The sequence below is a fragment of the Ruegeria sp. CG3 genome (genome assembly GCF_056537205.1).
The window spans coordinates 304,081-324,494 of the sequence record NZ_JBQFRC010000001.1 but is presented as its reverse complement, the minus strand read 5'-3'; the positions used below and the strand labels follow the sequence as shown (position 1 = coordinate 324,494).

The 20,414-nt window shown below is 62.8% G+C and carries 18 protein-coding genes; 6 read left to right on the top strand and 12 right to left on the bottom strand.

The features are described from left to right. Positions 1-2: 2 nt before the first annotated feature. From upp to ACR0NB_RS01525, 6 genes are all read right to left on the bottom strand, one after another. Positions 3-635 (bottom strand): uracil phosphoribosyltransferase, encoded by a 633-nt coding sequence (upp, locus tag ACR0NB_RS01550; RefSeq protein WP_093962638.1) that lies wholly within the window; start codon positions 633-635, stop codon positions 3-5. After that, positions 632-1,618: an adenosine deaminase gene (locus tag ACR0NB_RS01545; protein ID WP_480774771.1), complete on the bottom strand. Its 987-nt coding sequence runs from the start codon at positions 1,616-1,618 to the stop codon at positions 632-634. Before ACR0NB_RS01545 ends, upp begins: the two co-directional genes overlap by 4 nt. After that, on the bottom strand, positions 1,615-2,826 hold the full coding sequence (locus tag ACR0NB_RS01540; protein ID WP_480774770.1) for a phosphopentomutase: 1,212 nt from the start codon (positions 2,824-2,826) through the stop codon (positions 1,615-1,617). Before ACR0NB_RS01540 ends, ACR0NB_RS01545 begins: the two co-directional genes overlap by 4 nt. Beyond that, positions 2,823-4,130, bottom strand: coding sequence for a thymidine phosphorylase (locus ACR0NB_RS01535; protein ID WP_480774769.1), 1,308 nt, complete (start codon positions 4,128-4,130; stop codon positions 2,823-2,825). The genes ACR0NB_RS01540 and ACR0NB_RS01535 overlap by 4 nt, the downstream gene beginning before the upstream one ends. An 11-nt stretch (positions 4,131-4,141) precedes the next feature. Beyond that, positions 4,142-4,525 (bottom strand): cytidine deaminase, encoded by a 384-nt coding sequence (locus ACR0NB_RS01530; protein WP_480774768.1) that lies wholly within the window; start codon positions 4,523-4,525, stop codon positions 4,142-4,144. A 106-nt stretch (positions 4,526-4,631) separates the two neighbouring features. After that, positions 4,632-5,717 (bottom strand): cupin domain-containing protein, encoded by a 1,086-nt coding sequence (locus tag ACR0NB_RS01525; protein WP_480774767.1) that lies wholly within the window; start codon positions 5,715-5,717, stop codon positions 4,632-4,634. A 143-nt stretch (positions 5,718-5,860) separates the two neighbouring features. Here ACR0NB_RS01525 and ACR0NB_RS01520 point away from each other — a divergent pair, with 143 nt between their 5' ends. The 4 genes from ACR0NB_RS01520 (at position 5,861) to ACR0NB_RS01505 (ending at position 12,218) form a co-directional block, all read left to right on the top strand. Further along, positions 5,861-8,134 (top strand): NADP-dependent malic enzyme, encoded by a 2,274-nt coding sequence (locus tag ACR0NB_RS01520; protein WP_170390574.1) that lies wholly within the window; start codon positions 5,861-5,863, stop codon positions 8,132-8,134. A gap of 46 nt (positions 8,135-8,180) precedes the next feature. After that, on the top strand, positions 8,181-8,570 hold the full coding sequence (locus ACR0NB_RS01515; RefSeq protein ID WP_480633381.1) for a GFA family protein: 390 nt from the start codon (positions 8,181-8,183) through the stop codon (positions 8,568-8,570). 228 nt (positions 8,571-8,798) lie between these two features. Then, positions 8,799-10,688 (top strand): propionate-CoA ligase PrpE, encoded by a 1,890-nt coding sequence (gene prpE, locus ACR0NB_RS01510; RefSeq protein ID WP_480774766.1) that lies wholly within the window; start codon positions 8,799-8,801, stop codon positions 10,686-10,688. 90 nt (positions 10,689-10,778) lie between these two features. Then, positions 10,779-12,218, top strand: coding sequence for an amidase family protein (locus ACR0NB_RS01505; protein ID WP_480774765.1), 1,440 nt, complete (start codon positions 10,779-10,781; stop codon positions 12,216-12,218). Positions 12,219-12,481: 263 nt separating this feature from the next. Here ACR0NB_RS01505 and ACR0NB_RS01500 read toward each other — a convergent pair whose 3' ends face one another. Beyond that, positions 12,482-13,243: an NAD kinase gene (locus ACR0NB_RS01500; protein WP_170337641.1), complete on the bottom strand. Its 762-nt coding sequence runs from the start codon at positions 13,241-13,243 to the stop codon at positions 12,482-12,484. Between the two features lie 168 nt (positions 13,244-13,411). Between ACR0NB_RS01500 and glyA the strand changes: the two genes are divergently transcribed. Continuing rightward, entirely contained in the window at positions 13,412-14,707 is a 1,296-nt protein-coding gene (gene glyA, locus ACR0NB_RS01495; RefSeq protein ID WP_170337640.1) for a serine hydroxymethyltransferase, read from the top strand. A 72-nt stretch (positions 14,708-14,779) separates the two neighbouring features. Here the strand turns inward: glyA and ACR0NB_RS01490 are convergent, their stop codons facing one another. Then, on the bottom strand, positions 14,780-15,154 hold the full coding sequence (locus ACR0NB_RS01490) for a hypothetical protein (protein ID WP_170372118.1): 375 nt from the start codon (positions 15,152-15,154) through the stop codon (positions 14,780-14,782). 47 nt (positions 15,155-15,201) lie between these two features. Here ACR0NB_RS01490 and ACR0NB_RS01485 point away from each other — a divergent pair, with 47 nt between their 5' ends. After that, positions 15,202-16,005 carry an alpha/beta fold hydrolase gene (locus ACR0NB_RS01485; RefSeq protein ID WP_480774764.1) on the top strand — a complete coding sequence of 268 codons (804 nt, stop codon included), beginning with the start codon at positions 15,202-15,204 and terminating at the stop codon, positions 16,003-16,005. A 5-nt stretch (positions 16,006-16,010) separates the two neighbouring features. Here the strand turns inward: ACR0NB_RS01485 and ACR0NB_RS01480 are convergent, their stop codons facing one another. The 4 genes from ACR0NB_RS01480 to ACR0NB_RS01465 form a co-directional block, all read right to left on the bottom strand. Next, positions 16,011-16,190 (bottom strand): hypothetical protein, encoded by a 180-nt coding sequence (locus tag ACR0NB_RS01480; protein WP_170363027.1) that lies wholly within the window; start codon positions 16,188-16,190, stop codon positions 16,011-16,013. Between the two features lie 85 nt (positions 16,191-16,275). Beyond that, positions 16,276-16,668 carry a rhodanese-like domain-containing protein gene (locus ACR0NB_RS01475; RefSeq protein ID WP_170390579.1) on the bottom strand — a complete coding sequence of 131 codons (393 nt, stop codon included), beginning with the start codon at positions 16,666-16,668 and terminating at the stop codon, positions 16,276-16,278. Between the two features lie 74 nt (positions 16,669-16,742). After that, a complete protein-coding gene (locus ACR0NB_RS01470; RefSeq protein ID WP_480433559.1) occupies positions 16,743-18,083 on the bottom strand; it encodes an HlyD family type I secretion periplasmic adaptor subunit in 1,341 nt (446 codons plus the stop codon). 12 nt (positions 18,084-18,095) lie between these two features. After that, positions 18,096-20,387 (bottom strand): type I secretion system permease/ATPase, encoded by a 2,292-nt coding sequence (locus tag ACR0NB_RS01465; RefSeq protein ID WP_480774763.1) that lies wholly within the window; start codon positions 20,385-20,387, stop codon positions 18,096-18,098. Between the last annotated feature and the right edge of the window lie 27 nt (positions 20,388-20,414).

Here is a 20,414-nt window from a genome sequence, read left to right as displayed (position 1 = left end):
GCCTATTTGGTGCCGAACATCCGGTCTCCGGCATCGCCCAGACCGGGCATGATGTAGCCCTTGGAATTCAGCTCGCGGTCCAGCGCGGCGGTCACGATCTTGACGTCGGGATGCGCCTCTTTCATGCGGGCCACGCCTTCGGGGGCGGCCAGCAGGCACAGGAACCGGATGTCGGTGGCACCGGCCTGTTTCAGCAGGTCGATCGCAGCGGCCGAGCTATTGCCGGTGGCCAGCATCGGGTCGACCGCAATCACCAGCCGATCCTTAAGGCCTTCGGGGGCCTTGAAGTAGTACTGCACCGGCTGCAACGTTTCTTCATCGCGATACAGGCCCACAAATCCAACCCGGGCCGAGGGCACCAGTTCCAGAACGCCGTCCAGCATCCCGTTGCCCGCACGCAGGATCGACACCAGCGCCAGTTTCTTGCCCGCCAGGATCGGCGCATCCATCTCCTCCATAGGGGTTTCGATGTGGCGCGTGGTCAGGGGCATCTCGCGCGTCACTTCATAGGCCAGCAGCAGCGTGATCTCGCGCAGCAATTGCCGGAACGAGGCGGTCGAGGTGCCCTTGTCCCGCATGAGCGTCAGTTTGTGCTGAACCAGCGGGTGGTCGACGACGGTCAGATGTTCGCTCATGTGTTCTCCAGTCTTTTCCTGACCCTTGCGCGGGTCTCTTCATCGCAGAATGCGGCGTTCAGGGCGGTGTCGTTCAGCGCGGCGAAATCCTCGGCGTCCCAGCCGAAGGCCTGGGCCAGCATGTCATATTCGCGGCGCATGGTGGTATGAAAAAACGGCGGGTCATCGGTGGAAACCGTGACCTTCACGCCCGCCTCGCGCAGCCGCGCGATCGGGTGGGCTGCGAAATCCGGGTACAGACCCAGCACAACGTTCGAGCCCGGGCAGACCTCGAGCGTGATGCCCCGGTCGGCCAGTTCATGTACCAGATCTGGGTCTTCGATGGCCCTAACCCCATGGCCCACACGTTCGACCCCCAGCGCGCGCACCGCATCGCGCACGCTTTCGGGGCCGCCGAATTCGCCGGCATGGGTGGTCAGGCGCAATCCGGCCTCGCGCGCGCAGTCGAAAGCCCATTTGAAATCGGCCTGCTGGCCCATGGCCTCGTTCCCGCCCATGCCGAACCCGGTGATCCAGTCACCGGCGGTTTCGGCGGCGCACAGCGCGCTGCGCTTGGCCTTGTCGGGCCCGAAATGGCGCACGCAGGTCACCACACCGCGCAGGGTGATGTCGAATTTGCGCTCGGCCTCGTCGGCGGCGTCCTGAATGGCGGCCAGATAGTCGCGCCAGGCGTGCAGATCACCCCCGCCGCAGAAATCGGGGCTGAGGAAGGTTTCGGAATAGACCACCCCGTTCGCAGCACTTTCTTCCAGGATCGCCAGCGTCAGGCGGCGGAAATCCTCGGGGGTTTTCAAAACCTCGCAGGCGGCTTCGTAGACGCTGAGGAAATGCGCGAAACCGCGGAAGTCATAGCTGCCGTCGGGCTTGAAAATGCCGCTCAGGTCAACCTTCTTTTCATGCGCCAGCTGGCGGATGAAGGCGGGCGGGGCCGCGCCTTCGTGATGCAGGTGCAGTTCGATCTTGGGCAGGTCTGCGACGGTCATAGAAAGGTCCTTCCCGGCCCTTGCGCCGGAATGTTCAGGTGATTGGCGATGCTGGCGGCCACGTCGGCGAAATTGACTTGCCCGATCTGTCCGGCCCCCAGGCCGGCGATCAGCACCGGCACCTGCTCGCGGGTGTGGTCGGTGCCGACCCAGCTGGGGTCGTTGCCGTGATCGGCGGTCAGCAGAAACAGGTCGCCCGGGCGCAGCCGGGGCAGGATACGGCCGATCTCGGTGTCGAACCACTCGAGCGCGCGGGCATAGCCCGAGATGTCGCGCCGGTGGCCGTACTGGCTGTCAAACTCGACGAAATTTGCGAATGTCAGGCTGCCGTCCTCGGCGCTGTCGACAAGTCGCGAGAGGTGACCCATCAATTCGGCGTCCGAGCCCTTGTCCAGCGTGTCGATCCCCTGCATCGAGAAGATGTCACCGATCTTGCCCACGCCATGCACCGTGCGCCCGGTATCCTGCGCCCAGTTGGTCAGCACCGGAGCAGGCGGCGTGATGGCGAAATCCTTGCGGTTGGTGGTGCGGACAAACCCCTGTTCGGGCGATCCCACGAAGGGGCGCGCGATCACCCGACCCACCTTCATCTCGTGCAGCATGGGGGCCAGGGTCCGGCACATCTGGTACAAGCGCTCCAGCCCGAACGCCTCTTCATGCGCTGCAATCTGGAACACGCTGTCGGCCGAGGTATAGCAGATCGGCCAACCGGTGCGCAGATGTTCGGCGCCCAGTTCGGCAATGATCGTGGTGCCCGAGGCGTGGCAATCGCCCAGAATGCCCTCTGTACCTGCGGCCTGCGCGGCGGCGCGAGTCACATCATCAGGGAAGGCGGGGACCGTGTCGGGGAAATAGTGCCAGTCCCATGGCACCGGCAGCCCGGCCAGTTCCCAATGACCCGAAGGCGTGTCCTTGCCCGGCGAATGTTCGCGCGCGCACCCCCACAGGCCGGTCGGGTCGGCCTCCAACCCCGGCACATCCGCGCCCGACGCCAGCCGCACCGCCGCCCCCAGCCCCAGCGCATCGAGGTTGGGTAGGCGCAACGGCCCGGACCGGCCATCCTCGGCCCGCCCTTCGGCGCAGGCCTGCGCGATATGGGCCACCGTGTTCGCGCCCGTGTCCGGCACGTCGCCGTTGAAGAACCGGTCGGCATCCGGCGCACCGCCGATGCCCACTGAATCCATCACCACAAGGAACGCGCGGCTCATGCGAGGATCCTTTCTTGTACCAGCTCCGGCACCGGAACGGGCGCTGGGCCGATGGTGATCGCGGCACGCACGGCTTGCGCGGCCCGCTGCGCGGCGTCCTCGCGCGCGGCATGGACCACGGCCAGCGGCGTTCCGGCCGAGACCTTGTCGCCCAGCCGCACCAGCCCCGACAGGCCCACTGCCGGGTCGATCACATCGCTTTCCACCTGCCGGCCACCGCCCAGCGCCACGACGGCAAGGCCCAGCGCCTCGCCGTCCATCGCAGAGACATGGCCTTCGTCCTGCGCCGTCACCTCAAGGATCACGCTGGCCTCGGGCAGATAGCGCGCCCAGTCCTCGACCAGACCCAACGGCCCGCCCACCGCGGCCATCATCCGTCCGAACCGCTCGGCCGCGCGGCCATCGCGGATCACCTCGGCGATCATGTCCCGCCCGGCCTGCGCGTCGCCGACCACACCTGCGTCAGACAGCAGAACGCCGCCTAGCTCGGCCGAAATCTCGGCCAGGGGCGAAGGCTGCCCACCGGTCAGCACTTTCATCACCTCGGCGATTTCCAAGGCGTTGCCCAAGGCGGGCGCCAGCGGCTGGCTCATGTCCGTGATCAGGGCCGAGGTCCGGCACCCTGCCTTATTGGCCGTTTCGGTCAGGGCCTGCGCCAGCTTGCGCGCTTCGTCCAGCGTTTTCATGAAGGCTCCGCTGCCCATCTTGACGTCCAGCACCAGAGCATCCGGGCTGGCCGCCAGTTTCTTGGACAGGATCGAGGCGGTGATCAGATCGAGGCTTTCGACCGTGGCGGTCACGTCGCGGATCGCATAGAGCCGCTTGTCCGCCGGAGCGATCTGTACCGTTGCGCCGATGATGGCGGCACCGGTCTCGGCCAAAATCTGGGCCAGCCGGTCCTGGCTGATCTGGGTCGACACGCCCGGGATCGCCTCGAGCTTGTCGAGCGTCCCGCCGGTATGGCCCAGACCGCGGCCCGAGATCATCGGCACATAGGCCCCGCATTCCGCCAGCGCCGGGGCCAGCACAAGGCTGACGCAATCCCCCACCCCGCCGGTCGAATGCTTATCGATCACCGGGCCGTCCAGGTTCCAGGTCAGAACCTCACCGCTGTCGCGCATGGCCAGCGTCAGCGCGGCGCGGCCCTCGGGACCCAGCCCGCCCATGCAGACGGCCATGGCGAAGGCTCCGGCCTGGGCGTCGCTGACGCTGCCATCGGCCAGACCCTGGGCGAACCACACCAGCTCGCCGGCATCCGGCACTTCGCGGCGGCGCAGTTTCGCGATGATCGAACGGGCGTCCATGGGCGCGGCCCTTACATGAACGAGGCGTCGAAGGCGCCGGGCAGCAGCTCGCCGATGGTCGTGCGGGTCTCAATCCCGTCCACCGTCGCCATGGTGACCACCACATCCTTGTCCCCGAACTCGGCCAGTTTCTGCCGGCATCCGCCGCAGGGTGGCACCGGTTGCGGGCTGGAGGCCACCACATAGACATCGGCCAGCTTGTTTTCTCCGGCGGCGACCATCGCGGCGATCGCACCGGCCTCGGCGCATGTGCCTTCAGGATAGGCCACGTTTTCCACGTTGCAGCCCGCGAACACTTCGCCCGACGGGGTGCGGACCGCGGCGCCCACCTTGAAATTCGAATAGGGCGCATAGGCGTTTTCACGCACCTTGCGGGCTGCTTCTTTCAACGACATGGCGATTCCCCAATTTTTGATCATCTGGTCAGAATGCCATACCCTACTGGAAATCCGCGGGGGAATTGAAGCCCCCTCTGCACGGGAATGTCGGCGCGCCCGCGCGTTAGCCCAGATCAGTCTTGAAATACCCCGGCAGCGTGACCTCGAGCAGTTCGACATCGTCGCTGGGGTCGGCCAGCCGCGTGCGCATTCCGGGTGGGATGACAAAGGCATCGCCCTGCTCCAGCCGATACGGATCACGGCCTTCACCTTCCAGGGTGACTGCCCCGTTCATCACGAAGGTAAAGTGGATATCGGCATCATGGCTGGCCCAGACCGGGTCGCCCTGCCCCCGGCGCACCACCTGTACGCCGGCCACGCCCTTGGTGTTTTCGGCAATCGTCGTGTCGCGGCATTGATAACCCGGCAGGCGGAACGGCTGCCACTCTGCCCGTTCGGCCCGGTTGTAGACGAACCGCTGGCCCTGCCATTCCCGCTCGGGGCGGTAATGCGGCGTGGGCAGCTGCATTTCGTGGTCGATCTCGGTGACATGCTCGGCCGGAACGCCGATTTCGATCACCTGCACGTTGTCCGACGCCTCGAGCACGCGGTGCCTGATTTCGGGCGGCTGGATGAAACAGTCGCCAGCGGTCAGGCGCATCTTGTCGCCCTGATCCTCATAGACCACATCCACCCAACCGTGGATGCAGAAGATCAGCTGGAACCCGACCTTGTGGAAATGCACCATGTCCGGGACCGGGCCGCCGTCGGGAATGCGGATGTGGCTGGCGATGATCGACCCGCCCAGCCGGTCGGGCACCAGATCGCGGTAATGCATGCCCGCGCGCCCGATGATCCAGGGCGCCTGATCCTTGAGCCTGCGGACGACGAAGGAATGAACCGTCTCGGGCATCACCAAAGGGGGGTTGCGTTCCTCGATCTCGATGCGGGTGCCATTGGGGGCGACCAGGCTGCGCTGACCGCCGGCAAACCCGTCCGGGTCATCGGTGAGGATGCGCAAGGTGCCCGGCGCCTCGGGCGCGTCCTTTTCCACCCGCAGGCGCAGTCCATGCCCGGAAAACACCGCGACGCGAGGGTCATCCGCCGGATAGATCATGTCCATCCGCATGCCCAGAACCTTGGTGTAGAACGGAATGTCGTCTCGCAGTTCTTGGGTCGGAATGCGGAATTCGGCTATGGTGTCGGTCATGCTGGTCTCCTCTGCGCGGGACTGTGAGGGGCCGTTGGGGGATTTGCAAGTCGGGGTCGGATCCGCCGTCATGCGATTTCGAGGTTTCCCCTGCGTCAAAAATAGTTTAGCACTAAACTAAATTCCAAACGGGAAGTTTTGACATGTCCGACACACCCAGCCTGCGCCAGGCCGCACTTGATTACCACGCGCATCCAAAGCCTGGGAAACTGGAGATCAAGGCGACCAAACCCATGGCCAACGGGCGCGACCTTGCCCGCGCCTATTCGCCCGGCGTGGCCGAGGCGAGCCTTGAGATCAAGGCCGACCCGGCGACCGCCGAGATGTATACCGCGCGCGGCAATCTGGTGGCGGTGGTTTCGAATGGCACCGCGGTGCTGGGGCTGGGCAATATCGGCGCGCTGGCCTCCAAGCCGGTGATGGAGGGCAAGGCCGTCCTGTTCAAGAAATTCGCCGGCATCGACTGTTTCGACATCGAGTTGAACGAACCCGATCCCGAGAAGCTGGCCGATATCGTCTGCGCGCTGGAGCCGACCTTCGGCGCCATCAACCTCGAAGACATCAAGGCGCCCGATTGCTTTGTCGTCGAAAAACTATGCCGCGAGCGGATGAACATCCCCGTGTTCCACGACGACCAGCACGGCACCGCCATCGTGGTAGGGGCCGCTGCGCGCAACGCGCTGCACGTGGCCGGCAAGCGGTTCGAGGACATCAAGGTCGTGTCCACCGGCGGCGGTGCGGCGGGGATCGCCTGCCTGAACATGCTGGTCAAGCTGGGCGTCAAGCGCGAGAACATCTGGCTGTGCGACATTCACGGGCTGGTCTATGAAGGCCGGGCCGAGGACATGAACCCGCACAAGGACCAATTCGCCCAGAAAACCGACCTGCGCACGCTGGATCAGGTGATCGACGGGGCCGACCTGTTTCTGGGCCTCAGCGGGCCGAACGTGCTCAAGCCCGAGATGGTCGCGCGCATGGCCAAACAGCCGATCATCTTTGCGCTGGCGAACCCAACCCCGGAGATCCTGCCCGACGCCGCGCGTGAAGTGGCCCCCGACGCCATCATCGCCACCGGGCGCAGCGACTTCCCGAACCAGGTGAACAACGTCCTGTGTTTCCCGTTTATCTTCCGCGGCGCGCTGGACGTGGGCGCGACCGAAATCAACGATGCCATGCAGATCGCCTGTGTCGAAGGCATCGCCGAGATGGCCCGCGCCACCACCAGCGCCGAGGCCGCAGCCGCCTACAAGGGCGAGCAGCTGACCTTCGGCCCCGACTACTTGATCCCGAAACCGTTCGACCCACGGCTGGTGGGTGTGGTGTCTTCGGCTGTGGCCCGGGCCGCGATGGAAAGCGGCGTGGCCAGACGCCCCATCGAGGACATCGAGGCCTACAAGGAAAAGCTGAACCAGACGGTCTTCAAGTCCGCCCTTCTGATGCGACCCGTCTTCGAGGCCGCCGCCGCCGCCTCGCGCCGCATCGTCTTTGCCGAGGGCGAAGACGAACGCGTACTGCGCGCCGCTCAGGCGATTCTTGAGGAAACCACCGAAACCCCGATCCTGATCGGCCGTCCCGAGGTGATCGAGGCGCGCTGCGAACGTCTGGGCCTGTCGGTCCGCCCCGGGCAGGACTTCCAGATCGTGAACCCGGAAAACGACCCGCGCTATTATGACTATTGGAACTCGTACCACCAAATCATGCAGCGCCGGGGGGTGACGCCTGATCTGGCCAAAGCGATCATGCGGACCAATTCCACCGCGATCGGCGCAATCATGGTTCACAGGGGTGAAGCCGACAGCATGATCTGCGGCACCTTCGGCGAGTATCGTTGGCACCTGAACTATGTTGAGCAGGTGCTGAATGACGGCGACCTTCGCCCCCATGGTGCATTGTCCCTCATGATCCTTGAAGACGGCCCGCTGTTCATCGCCGACACTCATGTCCGGCAATTGCCCAGCCCGGAAGAACTGGCTGAGATCACTGTGGGCGCCGCGCGCCATGTCCGGCGTTTCGGGCTGGCGCCAAAGATCGCGTTCTGCTCGCAATCGCAGTTCGGCAATCAGGCCGAGGGCTCGGGCAAGCGCCTGCGCGAAGCGATTGCCATTTTGGACAGCAAGCCCCGAGATTTTATCTATGAAGGCGAAATGAACTTGGATGTGGCCCTCGACCCCGAACTGCGCGAGCGGATTTTCCCCAATTCGCGCCTGGAGGGGGCGGCCAACGTGCTGATCTTTGCCCATGCGGACGCGGCCAGCGGTGTGCGCAACATACTGAAGATGAAGGCCGACGGCATCGAGGTCGGCCCCATCCTGATGGGCATGGGCAACAAGGCGCATATCGTGACACCCTCGATCACGGCGCGCGGGCTGCTGAATATGGCGGCAATTGCCGGAACGCCTGTCGCGCATTACGGTTGACCACGGCGGCCCGACCGGTCTGGCCGCCCTGCCGAGGGAGGTCATCATGAAAGGTCACTGCCACTGCGGCGCCGTGCGATGGGCCAGCGATGCCGAGATCGCCTGGAGCTGTTACTGCCACTGCGCGGATTGCAGGCGCAATTGCGCCGCCCCAGTCACGGCGTTCATCGGGCTGCCGCACGGCTCGGTGACATGGTCAGGGGATGCGCCACGCGTGTACAACTCGTCTGAGGTTGTCGAACGCCTGTTCTGCGGAACCTGCGGCACGCCGATGGCATACCGCAATGCCCGCGACCGGGTGAATATTCACCTCTATACCGCCACGCTGGACAATCCCGAGGATGCCGCGCCCCGGTTTCACGTTTTTCACGCCGAGCATCTGCATTGGCTGAACATCCAAGACAGTCTGCCCCGATATGCGGGAACGGCGACCTGATCCGAATCTGACAAACCCACTTTTGCACCGGACGCTTTGCGAATTTGCAAGTTCTGCGGAAATTTCCCGCTTAGGCGCGCAAACAAGGATCATTTGCAAAACTTTGCAAGACAAATGGGGCAGTTCTGCAAATATTTCGCGATAAACTGACGCGCCGTCACGCGCGCCGCTTGCTCGGTTAGCCGTCCGCGCCTAACACAATGCGAGTAATTTTTGGGAGGAGGACCCATGGCATACCAGGACGTTTACGAGAGCTGGCAAAAAGACCCAGAGGCTTTCTGGATGGACGCAGCCAAGGGAATTGACTGGTTCCAACCGCCAAGCAAGGCCCTGTTTGACGACGACGCCCCTCTCTATGAATGGTTCTGCGATGCCAAGGTGAACACCTGCTGGAATGCCGTGGACCGCCACGTTGAAAACGGCCGGGGTGAACAGACCGCCATCATCTATGACAGCCCGATCACCCACACCAAGCGCGAAATCTCGTACATGGAATTGCGCAATCGCGTGGCGACCCTGGCCGGTGCGCTGCGCGCCAAGGGGATCGAAAAGGGCGACCGCGTCATCATCTACATGCCGATGATCCCCGAGGCGCTCGAGGCGATGCTGGCCTGCGCGCGGCTGGGTGCGGTGCATTCGGTGGTCTTCGGCGGGTTTGCCAGCAACGAACTGGCGGTGCGGATCGACGACGCCAAACCCAAGGCGATCATCGCGGCGTCGTGCGGGTTGGAGCCCGGTCGCGTGGTGCATTACAAGCCATTGCTGGACGGCGCCATCGACATGGCCAGCCACAAGCCCGAGTTCTGCGTGATCTTCCAGCGCGAACAGGAAGTGGCCAAGCTGATCGAAGGGCGCGACTTCAACTGGCACGGCTTCCAATACGGTGTCGAGCCGGCCGAGTGTGTGCCGGTCGCAGGCAATGATCCCGCCTACATCCTTTACACCTCGGGCACCACGGGGGCGCCCAAAGGCGTCGTGCGGCCCACGGCGGGGCACCTTGTGGCGCTGAACTGGACGATGAAGAACATCTACAACGTCGATCCCGGAGATGTGTTCTGGGCGGCCTCGGACGTGGGCTGGGTCGTGGGCCACTCCTACATCTGCTATGGCCCGCTGATCCACGGCAACACCACCATCGTGTTCGAGGGCAAGCCCGTCGGCACACCCGATGCCGGTACCTTCTGGCGGGTGATTTCCGAGCACAAGGTCAAAAGCTTTTTCACCGCCCCAACGGCGATCCGCGCAGTCAAGCGCGAGGACCCCAAGGGCGAGATGCTGGCGAAATACGACCTGTCCTGCCTCAAGGCCCTGTTCCTGGCCGGTGAACGCGCCGACCCGGACACGATCACTTGGGCGCAGGACGCGCTGAAGGTTCCGGTCGTCGACCACTGGTGGCAGACCGAAACCGGCTGGACCATCGCCGGCAACCCGCTGGGGATCGAGGAACTGCCGATCAAGCTGGGCTCGCCCGCCAAGCCGATGCCCGGCTATGACGTGCAGATCCTGGACGAAGGCGGCCACCCGATGAAACCGGGCGAGCTGGGCGCGATCGCGGTCAAGCTGCCACTGCCCCCGGGCACGCTGCCGACCCTGTGGAATGCCGAGGAGCGGTTCAAGAAATCCTATCTTGAGCATTTCCCGGGCTACTATGAAACTGGCGATGCCGGGATGATCGACGAGGACGGGTATCTGTACATCATGGCCCGCACCGATGACGTGATCAACGTGGCCGGCCACCGCCTGTCCACCGGCGCGATGGAGGAGGTTCTGGCAGCCCATCCCGACGTGGCCGAATGCGCAGTCATCGGTGTATCGGACCAGTTGAAGGGTCAGGCCCCGGTTGGCTTCCTGTGCCTGAACGCAGGCTGCAATCGTGACCATGCCGAGATCGCGAAAGAGGTCGTGCAGATGGTGCGCGACAAAATCGGGCCCGTTGCGGCATTCAAACTGGCCGTCGTAGTGGATCGTCTGCCAAAGACACGGTCTGGCAAGATCCTGCGTGGAACGATGGTGTCGATCGCCGATGGCAAAGATTACAAAATGCCTGCCACGATCGACGATCCGGCCATTCTGGACGAAATCACCGAAGCCCTGAAATCAATCGGTTACGCCCAGTAACCGGGCATCGGGCGGCCCCGGGCCGCCCGCCCTGCCCTGCGGGGTTGCAACCATTGGCAGACCGCCTACTGTGCCCTTGACGGAGGGCACATGGCAAATTACGACATCTGGCGCCTGAGCGCCGCAGAACTCGCAAAACAGACCCGTTCCGGGGACCTGAGCGCGACCGAAGCCGTCCAAAGCGCAATCGACCGGATGCACGCGCTGAACCCGGCACTGAATGCCGTCGTCGAAGACCTCAGCGCCGAGGCGCGGGAGCGCGCCCGCGCCCTCGATGCCCAGCGGGCCCGCGGCGAACCGACCGGCCCGCTGCACGGCGTTCCCGTCACGATCAAAGTCAATGTCGACCAGAAGGGCCATGCCACGACCAACGGTGTGACCGCTCTGAAAGACGTAATTGCCCCCGACGATGCGCCCGTCGTGTCGAACCTGCTGAAGGCTGGGGCGGTGGTGATTGGCCGGACCAACACGCCCGAGTTCTCATTCCGTGCCGACACCGACAACCCGCTTTATGGACGCACCCACAACCCTTGGGGCCGACATATTTCTCCCGGGGGCTCCTCGGGCGGGGCCGGTGTGGCGGTGATGACGGGCATGGGGGCGCTGGCGCATGGCAACGACATCGGCGGCAGCCTGCGGTTTCCGGCCGCGGCCCTTGGCGCGGTGACCGTGAAGCCGGGCCTTGGCCGCGTTCCCGCATGGAACCCCAGCCAAACCGCCGAACGCGGACTGCTTGCGCAATCCATGTCGGTGCAAGGCCTGATCACCCGCAGCGCGGCCGACCTGCACCTGGCCATGCCCAGCCTGATCGCGCCGGATCCGCGCGATCCGTTTCACGTCCCGCTGCCCTGGCGCGTGGCCGAGCCTGACCAGCAGCCGCGGGTGGCTTTCACCAAGAACACTTTCGGTTACGATCTCCACCCCGAGGTCGACAAGGCGCTGGACACGGCCCGTGATGCACTGGTTGATGCCGGGTACACCGTTGACGAGATCGACCCTCCGAACGTGTTCGAATGTGGACGGCTTGGTTATCGCGCATTGATGGGCGAAGTGCTGACCCTGATGAAAGCCGATGTCGAGGCGGCCGGGTCCGAGACCATCCAACGCATCTTTGCCACTTACTTCCAGGAATTTCCCCCGATCACAGGCCCGGACCTGATCCGGGCACTGGCGCAGCGCAGCCACTATGCGCGGGAATGGTCCCTGTTCATGGAGGACTACCCGCTGGTGCTGTCGCCTTTCCTGCCGCAGCCCTTTTTCAGACCCGACCGTGATACGGAAGGCTCGGAAGGCGTGCACGAAGTGCTGGGCTGCGCAGTCTATTCCTATGCCATGAACTTTCTGGGCCTGCCCGCCGCCTGCGTTCCGGCGCGTTTGGCCGAGTTGCCGAGCGGGCGCCAGCCAATCAACGTTCAGATCGCAGCGCAGCGCTGGCGCGAGGACTTGGCCGTAGATGCAGCCGTCGCGATTGAAGCCCGGGTTGGTCGCATGGCTGATCACCTGTGGGCCGGTCTGGCAAGCACGGGCTGAAACACCAACCGCCTTCAACTGCCCCAAAATAATTGACCCCGGGACTGAGAGCCCGGGGTCCAAGTGCTAAAATATGCCCGGATTGTGATGACGAGCGTAGCACCACCCACCCTCGCCAGCGCGAAAACTGCGCAATCATCCGAAAACACCATTTGGTGGCCACTCACTCCCACCGCGGCGTGTTCTCCGGGCAGGATTAGCATAGCTGAGAGGTGGTCAGCTTCCTGTGAACTGCTTCACATAAGTCCGAGAATCTCGGGAATTTATGTAAATTGTTCAATCGTTAGACGCTCTTCCAAGCCATGACCGGGATCAAACAGGATCCTGTGACGGATCTTGGGTTCCGACCGAATCTCGACCCAATCGATATCCGGAAAGGATATGGAATCAGCGTCTGCCATCACCGGGCGCTTGTCGGCCTCAAGCACGTCAAAGCGCACATGCGCCGTACTGGGCAGCAACGCACCGCGCCACCGCCGAGGACGAAAGGCCGCAATGGCCGTCAGCGCCAAAACATCCGACCCAATGGGCAAGATTGGGCCATGTGCCGAATAGTTGTAGGCGGTCGACCCGGCGGGCGTGGACAACAGCGCCCCGTCACAGACCAGTTCGGCCAACCGCACCCGGCCATTCACGCTGATCTTCAGGCGCGCGGCTTGCGGACCGGCACGCAGCAACGAAACCTCGTTAATCGCAAGGGCTTCGTGCACCTGTCCTGATTGGTCCATGGCCTTCATCGTCAAGGGGTTGATGACTTCTTCTTCAGCGGCTCTCAGACGCTCCATCAGATCGGCTTCGTGGAACTCGTTCATCAGAAACCCGATGGTCCCGCGATTCATGCCGTAGACCGGCACATCCAGATGCTGCGTGTTGTGCAGCGTCCGCAACATGAACCCGTCGCCACCCAGCGCCACGATGACATCCGCATCTCGGGGGGCCGCATTGCCATAGCGTGCAACCAGTTTGTTGCGGGCCGACTGCGCGACATCCACGTCGCTGGCGAGAAAAGCGATTCTCTTTGTCATGTTTTCCGGTTTCCGGTGCTACGCATTTGGTTCCGAAACAAACATACCTTTCCCCATTAGGCCAGACGTGACGCCGCAGCTGGCCATTTCGTCGCTTTAAAGTCTTTTTCATCCGTACAGTTTCCTATAGGAAATCCGCCAAACCAACCTCAGCCATGCGGAGCGCCCATGAACGCCAACCTTCGTGATACCGGTTTCTTCACCCAGTCCCTCGCGGATCGCGACCCTGAACTTTTTGGGGCAATCACCTCCGAACTGGGACGTCAGCGCGACGAGATCGAGCTGATCGCTTCGGAAAACATCGTCAGCGCAGCCGTCATGGAGGCGCAGGGCTCGGTCATGACTAACAAATACGCCGAAGGCTATCCCGGTCGGCGTTACTATGGCGGCTGCCAGTTCGTCGACATCGCCGAGAACCTGGCCATCGACCGCGCCAAGCAACTTTTCGGTTGCGAATTCGCCAACGTGCAGCCGAATTCAGGATCACAAGCCAACCAGGGCGTGTTCCAGGCGCTGATCCAGCCGGGCGACACCATTCTGGGCATGAGCCTGGATGCTGGCGGTCACCTAACCCATGGCGCCAAGCCCAACCAGTCGGGCAAGTGGTTCAACGCGGTTCAGTACGGCGTGCGCAAGCAGGACAACATGCTGGACTACGATCAGGTCGAGGCGCTGGCCAAAGAACACCAGCCCAAGCTGATCATCGCCGGCGGCTCGGCCATTCCGCGCCAGATCGACTTTGCCCGCATGCGCGAGATCGCCGACATGGTGGGGGCTTATCTGCACGTGGACATGGCGCATTTCGCCGGTCTGGTCGCCGCGGGCGAGCATCCCAGCCCCTTCCCGCACGCGCATGTGGCCACGACCACCACGCACAAAACCCTACGCGGCCCGCGTGGCGGCATGATCCTGACCAATGACGAGACGATCGCCAAGAAGGTGAATTCGGCGATCTTCCCGGGCATCCAGGGCGGCCCACTGATGCATGTGATCGCGGCAAAAGCCGTGGCATTTGGCGAGGCGCTGCAGCCTTCGTTCAAAGACTACATCAAACAGGTCGTCGTCAACGCTCAGGCGTTGTCGGATCAGCTGATCAAGGGCGGCCTGGACACGGTGACCCACGGCACCGACACCCATGTTGTTCTGGTCGACCTGCGCCCCAAAGGCGTCAAGGGCAACGCGACCGAAAAGGCGCTGGGCCGTGCGCACATCACCTGCAACAAGAACGGCGTGCCGTTCGATCCTGAAAAGCCGACCGTGACCAGCGGCATCCGTCTGGGCTCGCCCGCAGGCACGACCCGAGGCTTTGGAGAGCCCGAGTTCCGCCAGATTGCGGACTGGATCATCGAAGTGGTCGATGGGCTGGCCGCCAATGGTGAAGACAACAACGGTGAGGTCGAGGCGCGGGTCAAAGCGCAGGTCGCGGATCTGTGCGCCAAGTTCCCGATCTACCCGAACCTCTGACGCCACAAAGTCAGAAACAACAAAATGGCGCCTTTAGCGGGCGCCATTTTTCTTTAATGTCAGATGCCCTGATCAGATCAGATCGCGCCACCAAAGCACGACCAGAAACAGTGCGGCCAAGGCCAGAATGTTGAAGGCTAGCCCCCCGAGCATGCCCAGAAACCAACCCCAGCGGCGATCCGCCAGATTGATGGCGCGCAGATGCGACTGAACATCCTTCGCCGCCTTTTCCAGGGTCGGCGAGTCCAGGGTCAGCCGGAGCTTGGGATGCTCGACCAACGGCTCGGCACGGGCCAGTTCCATTGCCTGTTTGTAGACCTTGCGCGGCAAGCGGCGCTTGGCACGGCGCACCGACTCGGCCAGGGTCTTGCCCTTTGCCCCCAGTTTTTTGCGCAACAGAAATATCGTCTGAGCTATCTGGGTCTGAATTTCTGTTTCCTGAGCCATGCGCCCCTCCTGACGGGGCAATCTAACGGTCTGCGCAGGCGGTCACAATGGGGCTGGTTGTCCGGGGCGCCGGACGGTATCAGAAAGATATGCTGAACACGATCACACATGGCGAACCGACGTCCCGCACACCGCTGTTGATTGCCCATGGGCTATACGGATCGGCCCGAAACTGGGGGGTGATTGCGCGTAGGCTGTCAGATGAACGTCAGGTGGTGGCGGTCGACATGCGAAACCATGCCCACAGCTTCTGGGACGACCGGCACGATTATCCGGCGTTGGCGGATGATTTGGCTGAGGTCATCGAAAGCATGGGCGGCGTGGCAGACGTGATCGGGCATTCGATGGGCGGCAAGTCGGCAATGACATTGGCGCTCGAGCATGGCGAAATGGTCCACAGGCTGGTCGTGGCGGACATCGCTCCGGTTCGGTACAGCCACACGCAAATGCCATATATCGAGGCCATGCGCGCCGTGGACATGACACAGGTCGCGCGCCGCTCGGACGTGGAACAGCAACTGGCCGATCTTGGAGTCGAGAAGGCATTGCAGAGCTTCTTCACTCAGTCGCTGGACGTTCCCGGCAAACGCTGGCGGCTGAACCTGGACGTATTGGCCAAAGAGATGCCGAATATCATGGGTTTTCCGGACTTTACCTCACACTGGGACGGCCCGGCGCTGTTTCTCGCCGGTGCGGAGTCGGACTATGTTCAGGCAAGTCACCGCGAAATCATCAAATCCTTGTTCCCGAACGCCCGTTTCGCCAAGATTCCGGGCGCAGGCCATTGGCTGCACGCCGAAAAACCGCGTGAGTTCGAAGCTGCTGTCCGGACATTTCTGAACGCCACCTAAGCTCTCTATTGGTACAGGCGCTTGGCGACCAGCCAGGATGCGGGCAAAGCCGCGACCGCTCCGACGGCTGCGGCACCCACGATGGCCAGGGTCGAAACCATTCCCGCGGTCAGCACGGCGATAACGGCCGTACCCGCGAGGGCGGTCGCGATCAGGGAATACAGTAGCGCTGCAAGTCTCATCATTGCCAGTCGTCCTTGTTGATGGCGTCTGACGCGCAGATTGCCGAAGCGTAATACAATCGGCTTTGATGCAGATCAGGCTGGGTCCCTACATCCCGGAATCAACCGGGCCGACGTAGTCGCCCCCGCCGTTTACCCAGTCCGAGAACCCACCCAGGTTGTAGACATGCTGATACCCCATGTCCTTGAGCAACTTGCCCGCAAGAGCCGCCCGTCCGCCCGATGCGCAATGCAGAATGATCGGGCGATCCTTCCGCAGCTCGGGGTCATGCGACTGCAGCGCAGGATCGGCACGAAACTCGAGCATACCGCGTGAGATATGGTGAGATCCGACGGCGCGACCGGTCTTTTCCAGTTCAGGCGCATCGCGAATATCCAGCAGCAGCGCACCCTGCTGCAATAGCTCCCTGGCTTGCGCGGCGCTGATACGTTGAACATCAGCATTCGCGGCCTCAAGCATCTCTTTAACGGTCAATGGCATTCGTGCGGTCCCTCCCGGATTTTCACGAATGCTAGCACGGGGCCCTTTGAATTTGTAAGCGCTATGGTGGGCGGCTATTGCTCGCGAAAGGCCCGAGACATGCTGTCGACGATCGGCTTGGCGATATAGGCGGCAAAGGTGCGTTCCTCGGTCTGGATCATGATCTCGGCCGGCATGCCGGGGGTCGGAATGAAGCCCCGCACCCGGTCCATCTCGTCAGGCTCCAACGACACCCGGGCCAGATAGACCTCTTGAGGTATTCCGCTGGCTTCTTCCAGAACCGCGTCCGCCGAGACGTAAAAGACTTCGCCCGTCAGAACCGGTGTCGTGCGCTGATTCAAAGCCACCAACCGAACGGTCGCGGTCTGGCCGGTCACAACGCTGTCGATATCGGTGCGCGGGATCTGGGCCTCGATGATCAGCGGGGCATCAGCTGGCAGGATTTCGGCAATCGGCTTGCCGGTCTCGATGACGCCGCCCGGCGTGTAATAGTGCAATCGCACAACCGTGCCATCAACCGGGGCACGGACTACCGCGCGGGCAAGAACACTGCTGGCCTGGCGCGATTTTTCCCGCACGCTTTCCAGATCCGCCTCGATTACACCCAGTTCGTCCAGCGCCGCTTCGCGATAGGCCGACCGGGTCCGGGTGATCTGCTCTTCGTATTTCAGCAGCATCTGGCTGGTTTCCGAGGCCTCGGCCGCCAGTCGGGCCAATTGCCCGTCGGCTTCGGCCTGGACCCGCCGGATGGTGTTCAACTCACCCTTTCGAACAAGCCCTTTTTCGAACAACGCGTTCTTGGTTTCGTATTCTTCCTGAAGGATCGCCTTGCGGCGCTCCATGCTTTCCAATTGCGCCTCGAAGCCGCTGGCCCTGATCTTCAGCGCTTCGATATTGCGTTCGAGAAGGGCAATGTCATTCAGTAACGTCTTGCGCGAGACTTCGAAACTGAGCCGCTGGTTGTCGAGAATGGTCATCACTTCAACGTCGTCGGATGCCTCGATCAGGGCGGGTGAAAACTCCAAAGTGTCCTTTTCGGCGTATTCGGCCAGCAAGCGCTCGACCATCGCCTGAAGGCGGATCTTGCGGATGAACAATTCACGCTCATTTGCCTCGGCCGAGGTCCGGTCGAGTGTCATCAAGACCTGCCCCTCCTGCACGGTCTGACCTTCGGTGACCAGAATCTGTTCGATGATCCCTCCTTCAAGATGCTGGACGATCTTGTTGCGCCCAGTGGCTACAAAGCTGCCTTGCGCAATCACTGCGGCCGCGAGCGGCGCCTGAAACGACCACAGGCCGAACCCGCCGAAACAGGCGACCAGCAGCACGGTGCCCACGACTATGAACTTGGTTATCGATCTCGGAACCTCGGCGTACCAAAGGGCGGGATCGTCTACTTGGACCAATTCGTTCATCTTTACCCCCGTCTACCCTTTCAACTCGGGCTGCTGACGCGGCCCGTTCAGTTGCTGCAGCACCTGCTCACGCTTACCGAACAGGGCGACCCGCCCGTCCGTCAGCAGCATGATCTTGTCCACCACGTTCAAGAGCGTCGGTTTTTGGGTGATCACGACCACGGTAATCTTGTTTTCCCTCGCCTGCTCGATTGCCCGGGCAAGCGCCTTGTCGCCCGCGACATCCAGGTTCGAGTTCGGCTCGTCCAGAACCACCATCCGCGGATTGCCAAAGAAGGCGCGCGCCAGCGCGATCCGCTGTTTCTGACCGCCAGACAGGGGCGAGCCATCGGCAGCGACCACGGTCTCATACCCCTGTGGCAAGGTGGCGATCATGTTGTGCACGTCGGCCAGAACTGCAGCATCATGAATTTGCTCATCGGTGGCATCGGCGCGCATTCGGCCGATATTGTCCTTGATCGTGCCCGGAAACAGCTGAACGTCCTGCGGCAGGTACCCGATGCTTTCGCCGAACTGGCGCGGATCCCAGTTTCGGATATCCATCAGGTCGAGCCGCACGCTGCCCGAGGTCGGCAGAATCGATCCTACCAGCGTTTTGCCCAGCGTGGTCTTGCCCGCGCCCGAGTTGCCGATGATCGCCAGCGTCTCGCCCGGGTTGAGCGAAAAACTGATGCCGTTGAGAACCACGCGTTTGGTACCCCCGGGTACAAACAGAAGGCGTTCAACATCCACTCGTCCCTCGGGGCGGGGCAAGCGCAGCTTCTCATACTGAAGCGCCGAATTGGACAGCAATGCCTTGATGCGGCTGTAGGCACCGCGGGTCAGCAGGAATGTATTCCAGCCCTCGATTGACCCTTCGATTGGCGCAAAAGCCCGCCCAGCGATGATCGAGGCCGCGATCACCATGCCGCCCGTGATTTCGCCTTGCAGGGCCAGATAGGCCCCCCATCCCAGAATGCCGACCTGCGTCAGCAGGCGTACGGTGCGCGAGATCGCCGCGAACACCACGTTTCGGTCCTGCGCCCGGACCTGCCAGGTCAGGGAGTTGGCGGTGTCGCGTCCCCAGATCCGAACCGCCTCGGGGATCATTGCAAGTGCGTTGATGATCTGGCTGTTCCGCGACATCGAATCCAGATGCTGGTTGGCCAGAGACTGGGCCATGTTGGCCTCGGCAAACGGTTTGGCCGTCATCCGCTGGTTGATCAGCGCGATAACCATCAGGATCACGGCCGTCACCACCACGATCATGCCCAACTCTGGGTGAACCAAAAAAATCATAAGGATGAACAACGGCGCAAAAGGAACATCCAAAAAGGAGAGAAGGGTGCTTGAAACGAGAAAGCCGCGGATTTGCTGCAGATCACCCAGCGTCTGATACTCGCGTCCCGTCCCGTGCAACGAGGCATGCGCTGCGGCACTGAGGGTCGGAGCACCCAGTCGCGCCGCCACTTCGACCCCGGTGCGCATCAACATGAAGCGCCGCACCGCATCGAAAGCCGATTGAAAGATGATTGCCCCGGCCACGATCGCGGTCAGCATGATCAGCGTGTCCAACGAGCGGCTGGTCAGCACCCGGTCACTGATCTGGAACAGGTAGATCGGGATCGCCAGGATCAACAGATTGGTCGCGCAGGTCAGTACCAGAACAAAGGCAAGGTTTCGCCATATCGCTCGCATCGAGGTCCGAAGGGTGCGTTGAAAGTCTTCGGGCGGCGTGCGCTTGTGAAAAGTTTGGGGTGGCCCTTTGCCGCCGCCATCGCCTGAACCAGTGCGCAGCAGCGGCTTGTTCGCTTCGGCCTCGATAGTGGTGCCCATGCGATCCGTCCCACCCGACCGGGACGAGGGGGTCATGCGCGCGGTCGGGCTTTCGACGGTTTGCGGTTCCGAGTCCTCGGCATTGGCCACCCCTTCGCCGTCACCCGCACGCCCTTCCACAGCGACGGTCTCCGGCGTTTCGCGCCGTCGGGGAGAGGCGGCGCTGAATGTTGTTTCTAGTGTGTTGTCGTCTGTTATTTTCTGATCGGTTTCGTCCCGGGCTTCCGGTGCCGGAGCCGCTGCATTTCGAGCAACCTCTTGCTCCTTCTGCGCCGTGGCCGGGCCCTCCTGCGCTGCCTTGTTCTGGCTCTGCTCGGTCACGGGCACGCGCATCTCCTTGGTCAGCCTTAGCCGTGCGGTCAGCCGTTCCGTTGCAAATGACGAGCCAGACACCATGTCGCTGGGTCGCAAAGTCAGAGGCTGTCCGCTTCCCGACCGGTCCAGCGGGCTGGCATATCGGGTGCGGCGCGACGAAAAAACGATCGACATAAACAAACCTTCCGGTCACTCGTAAAA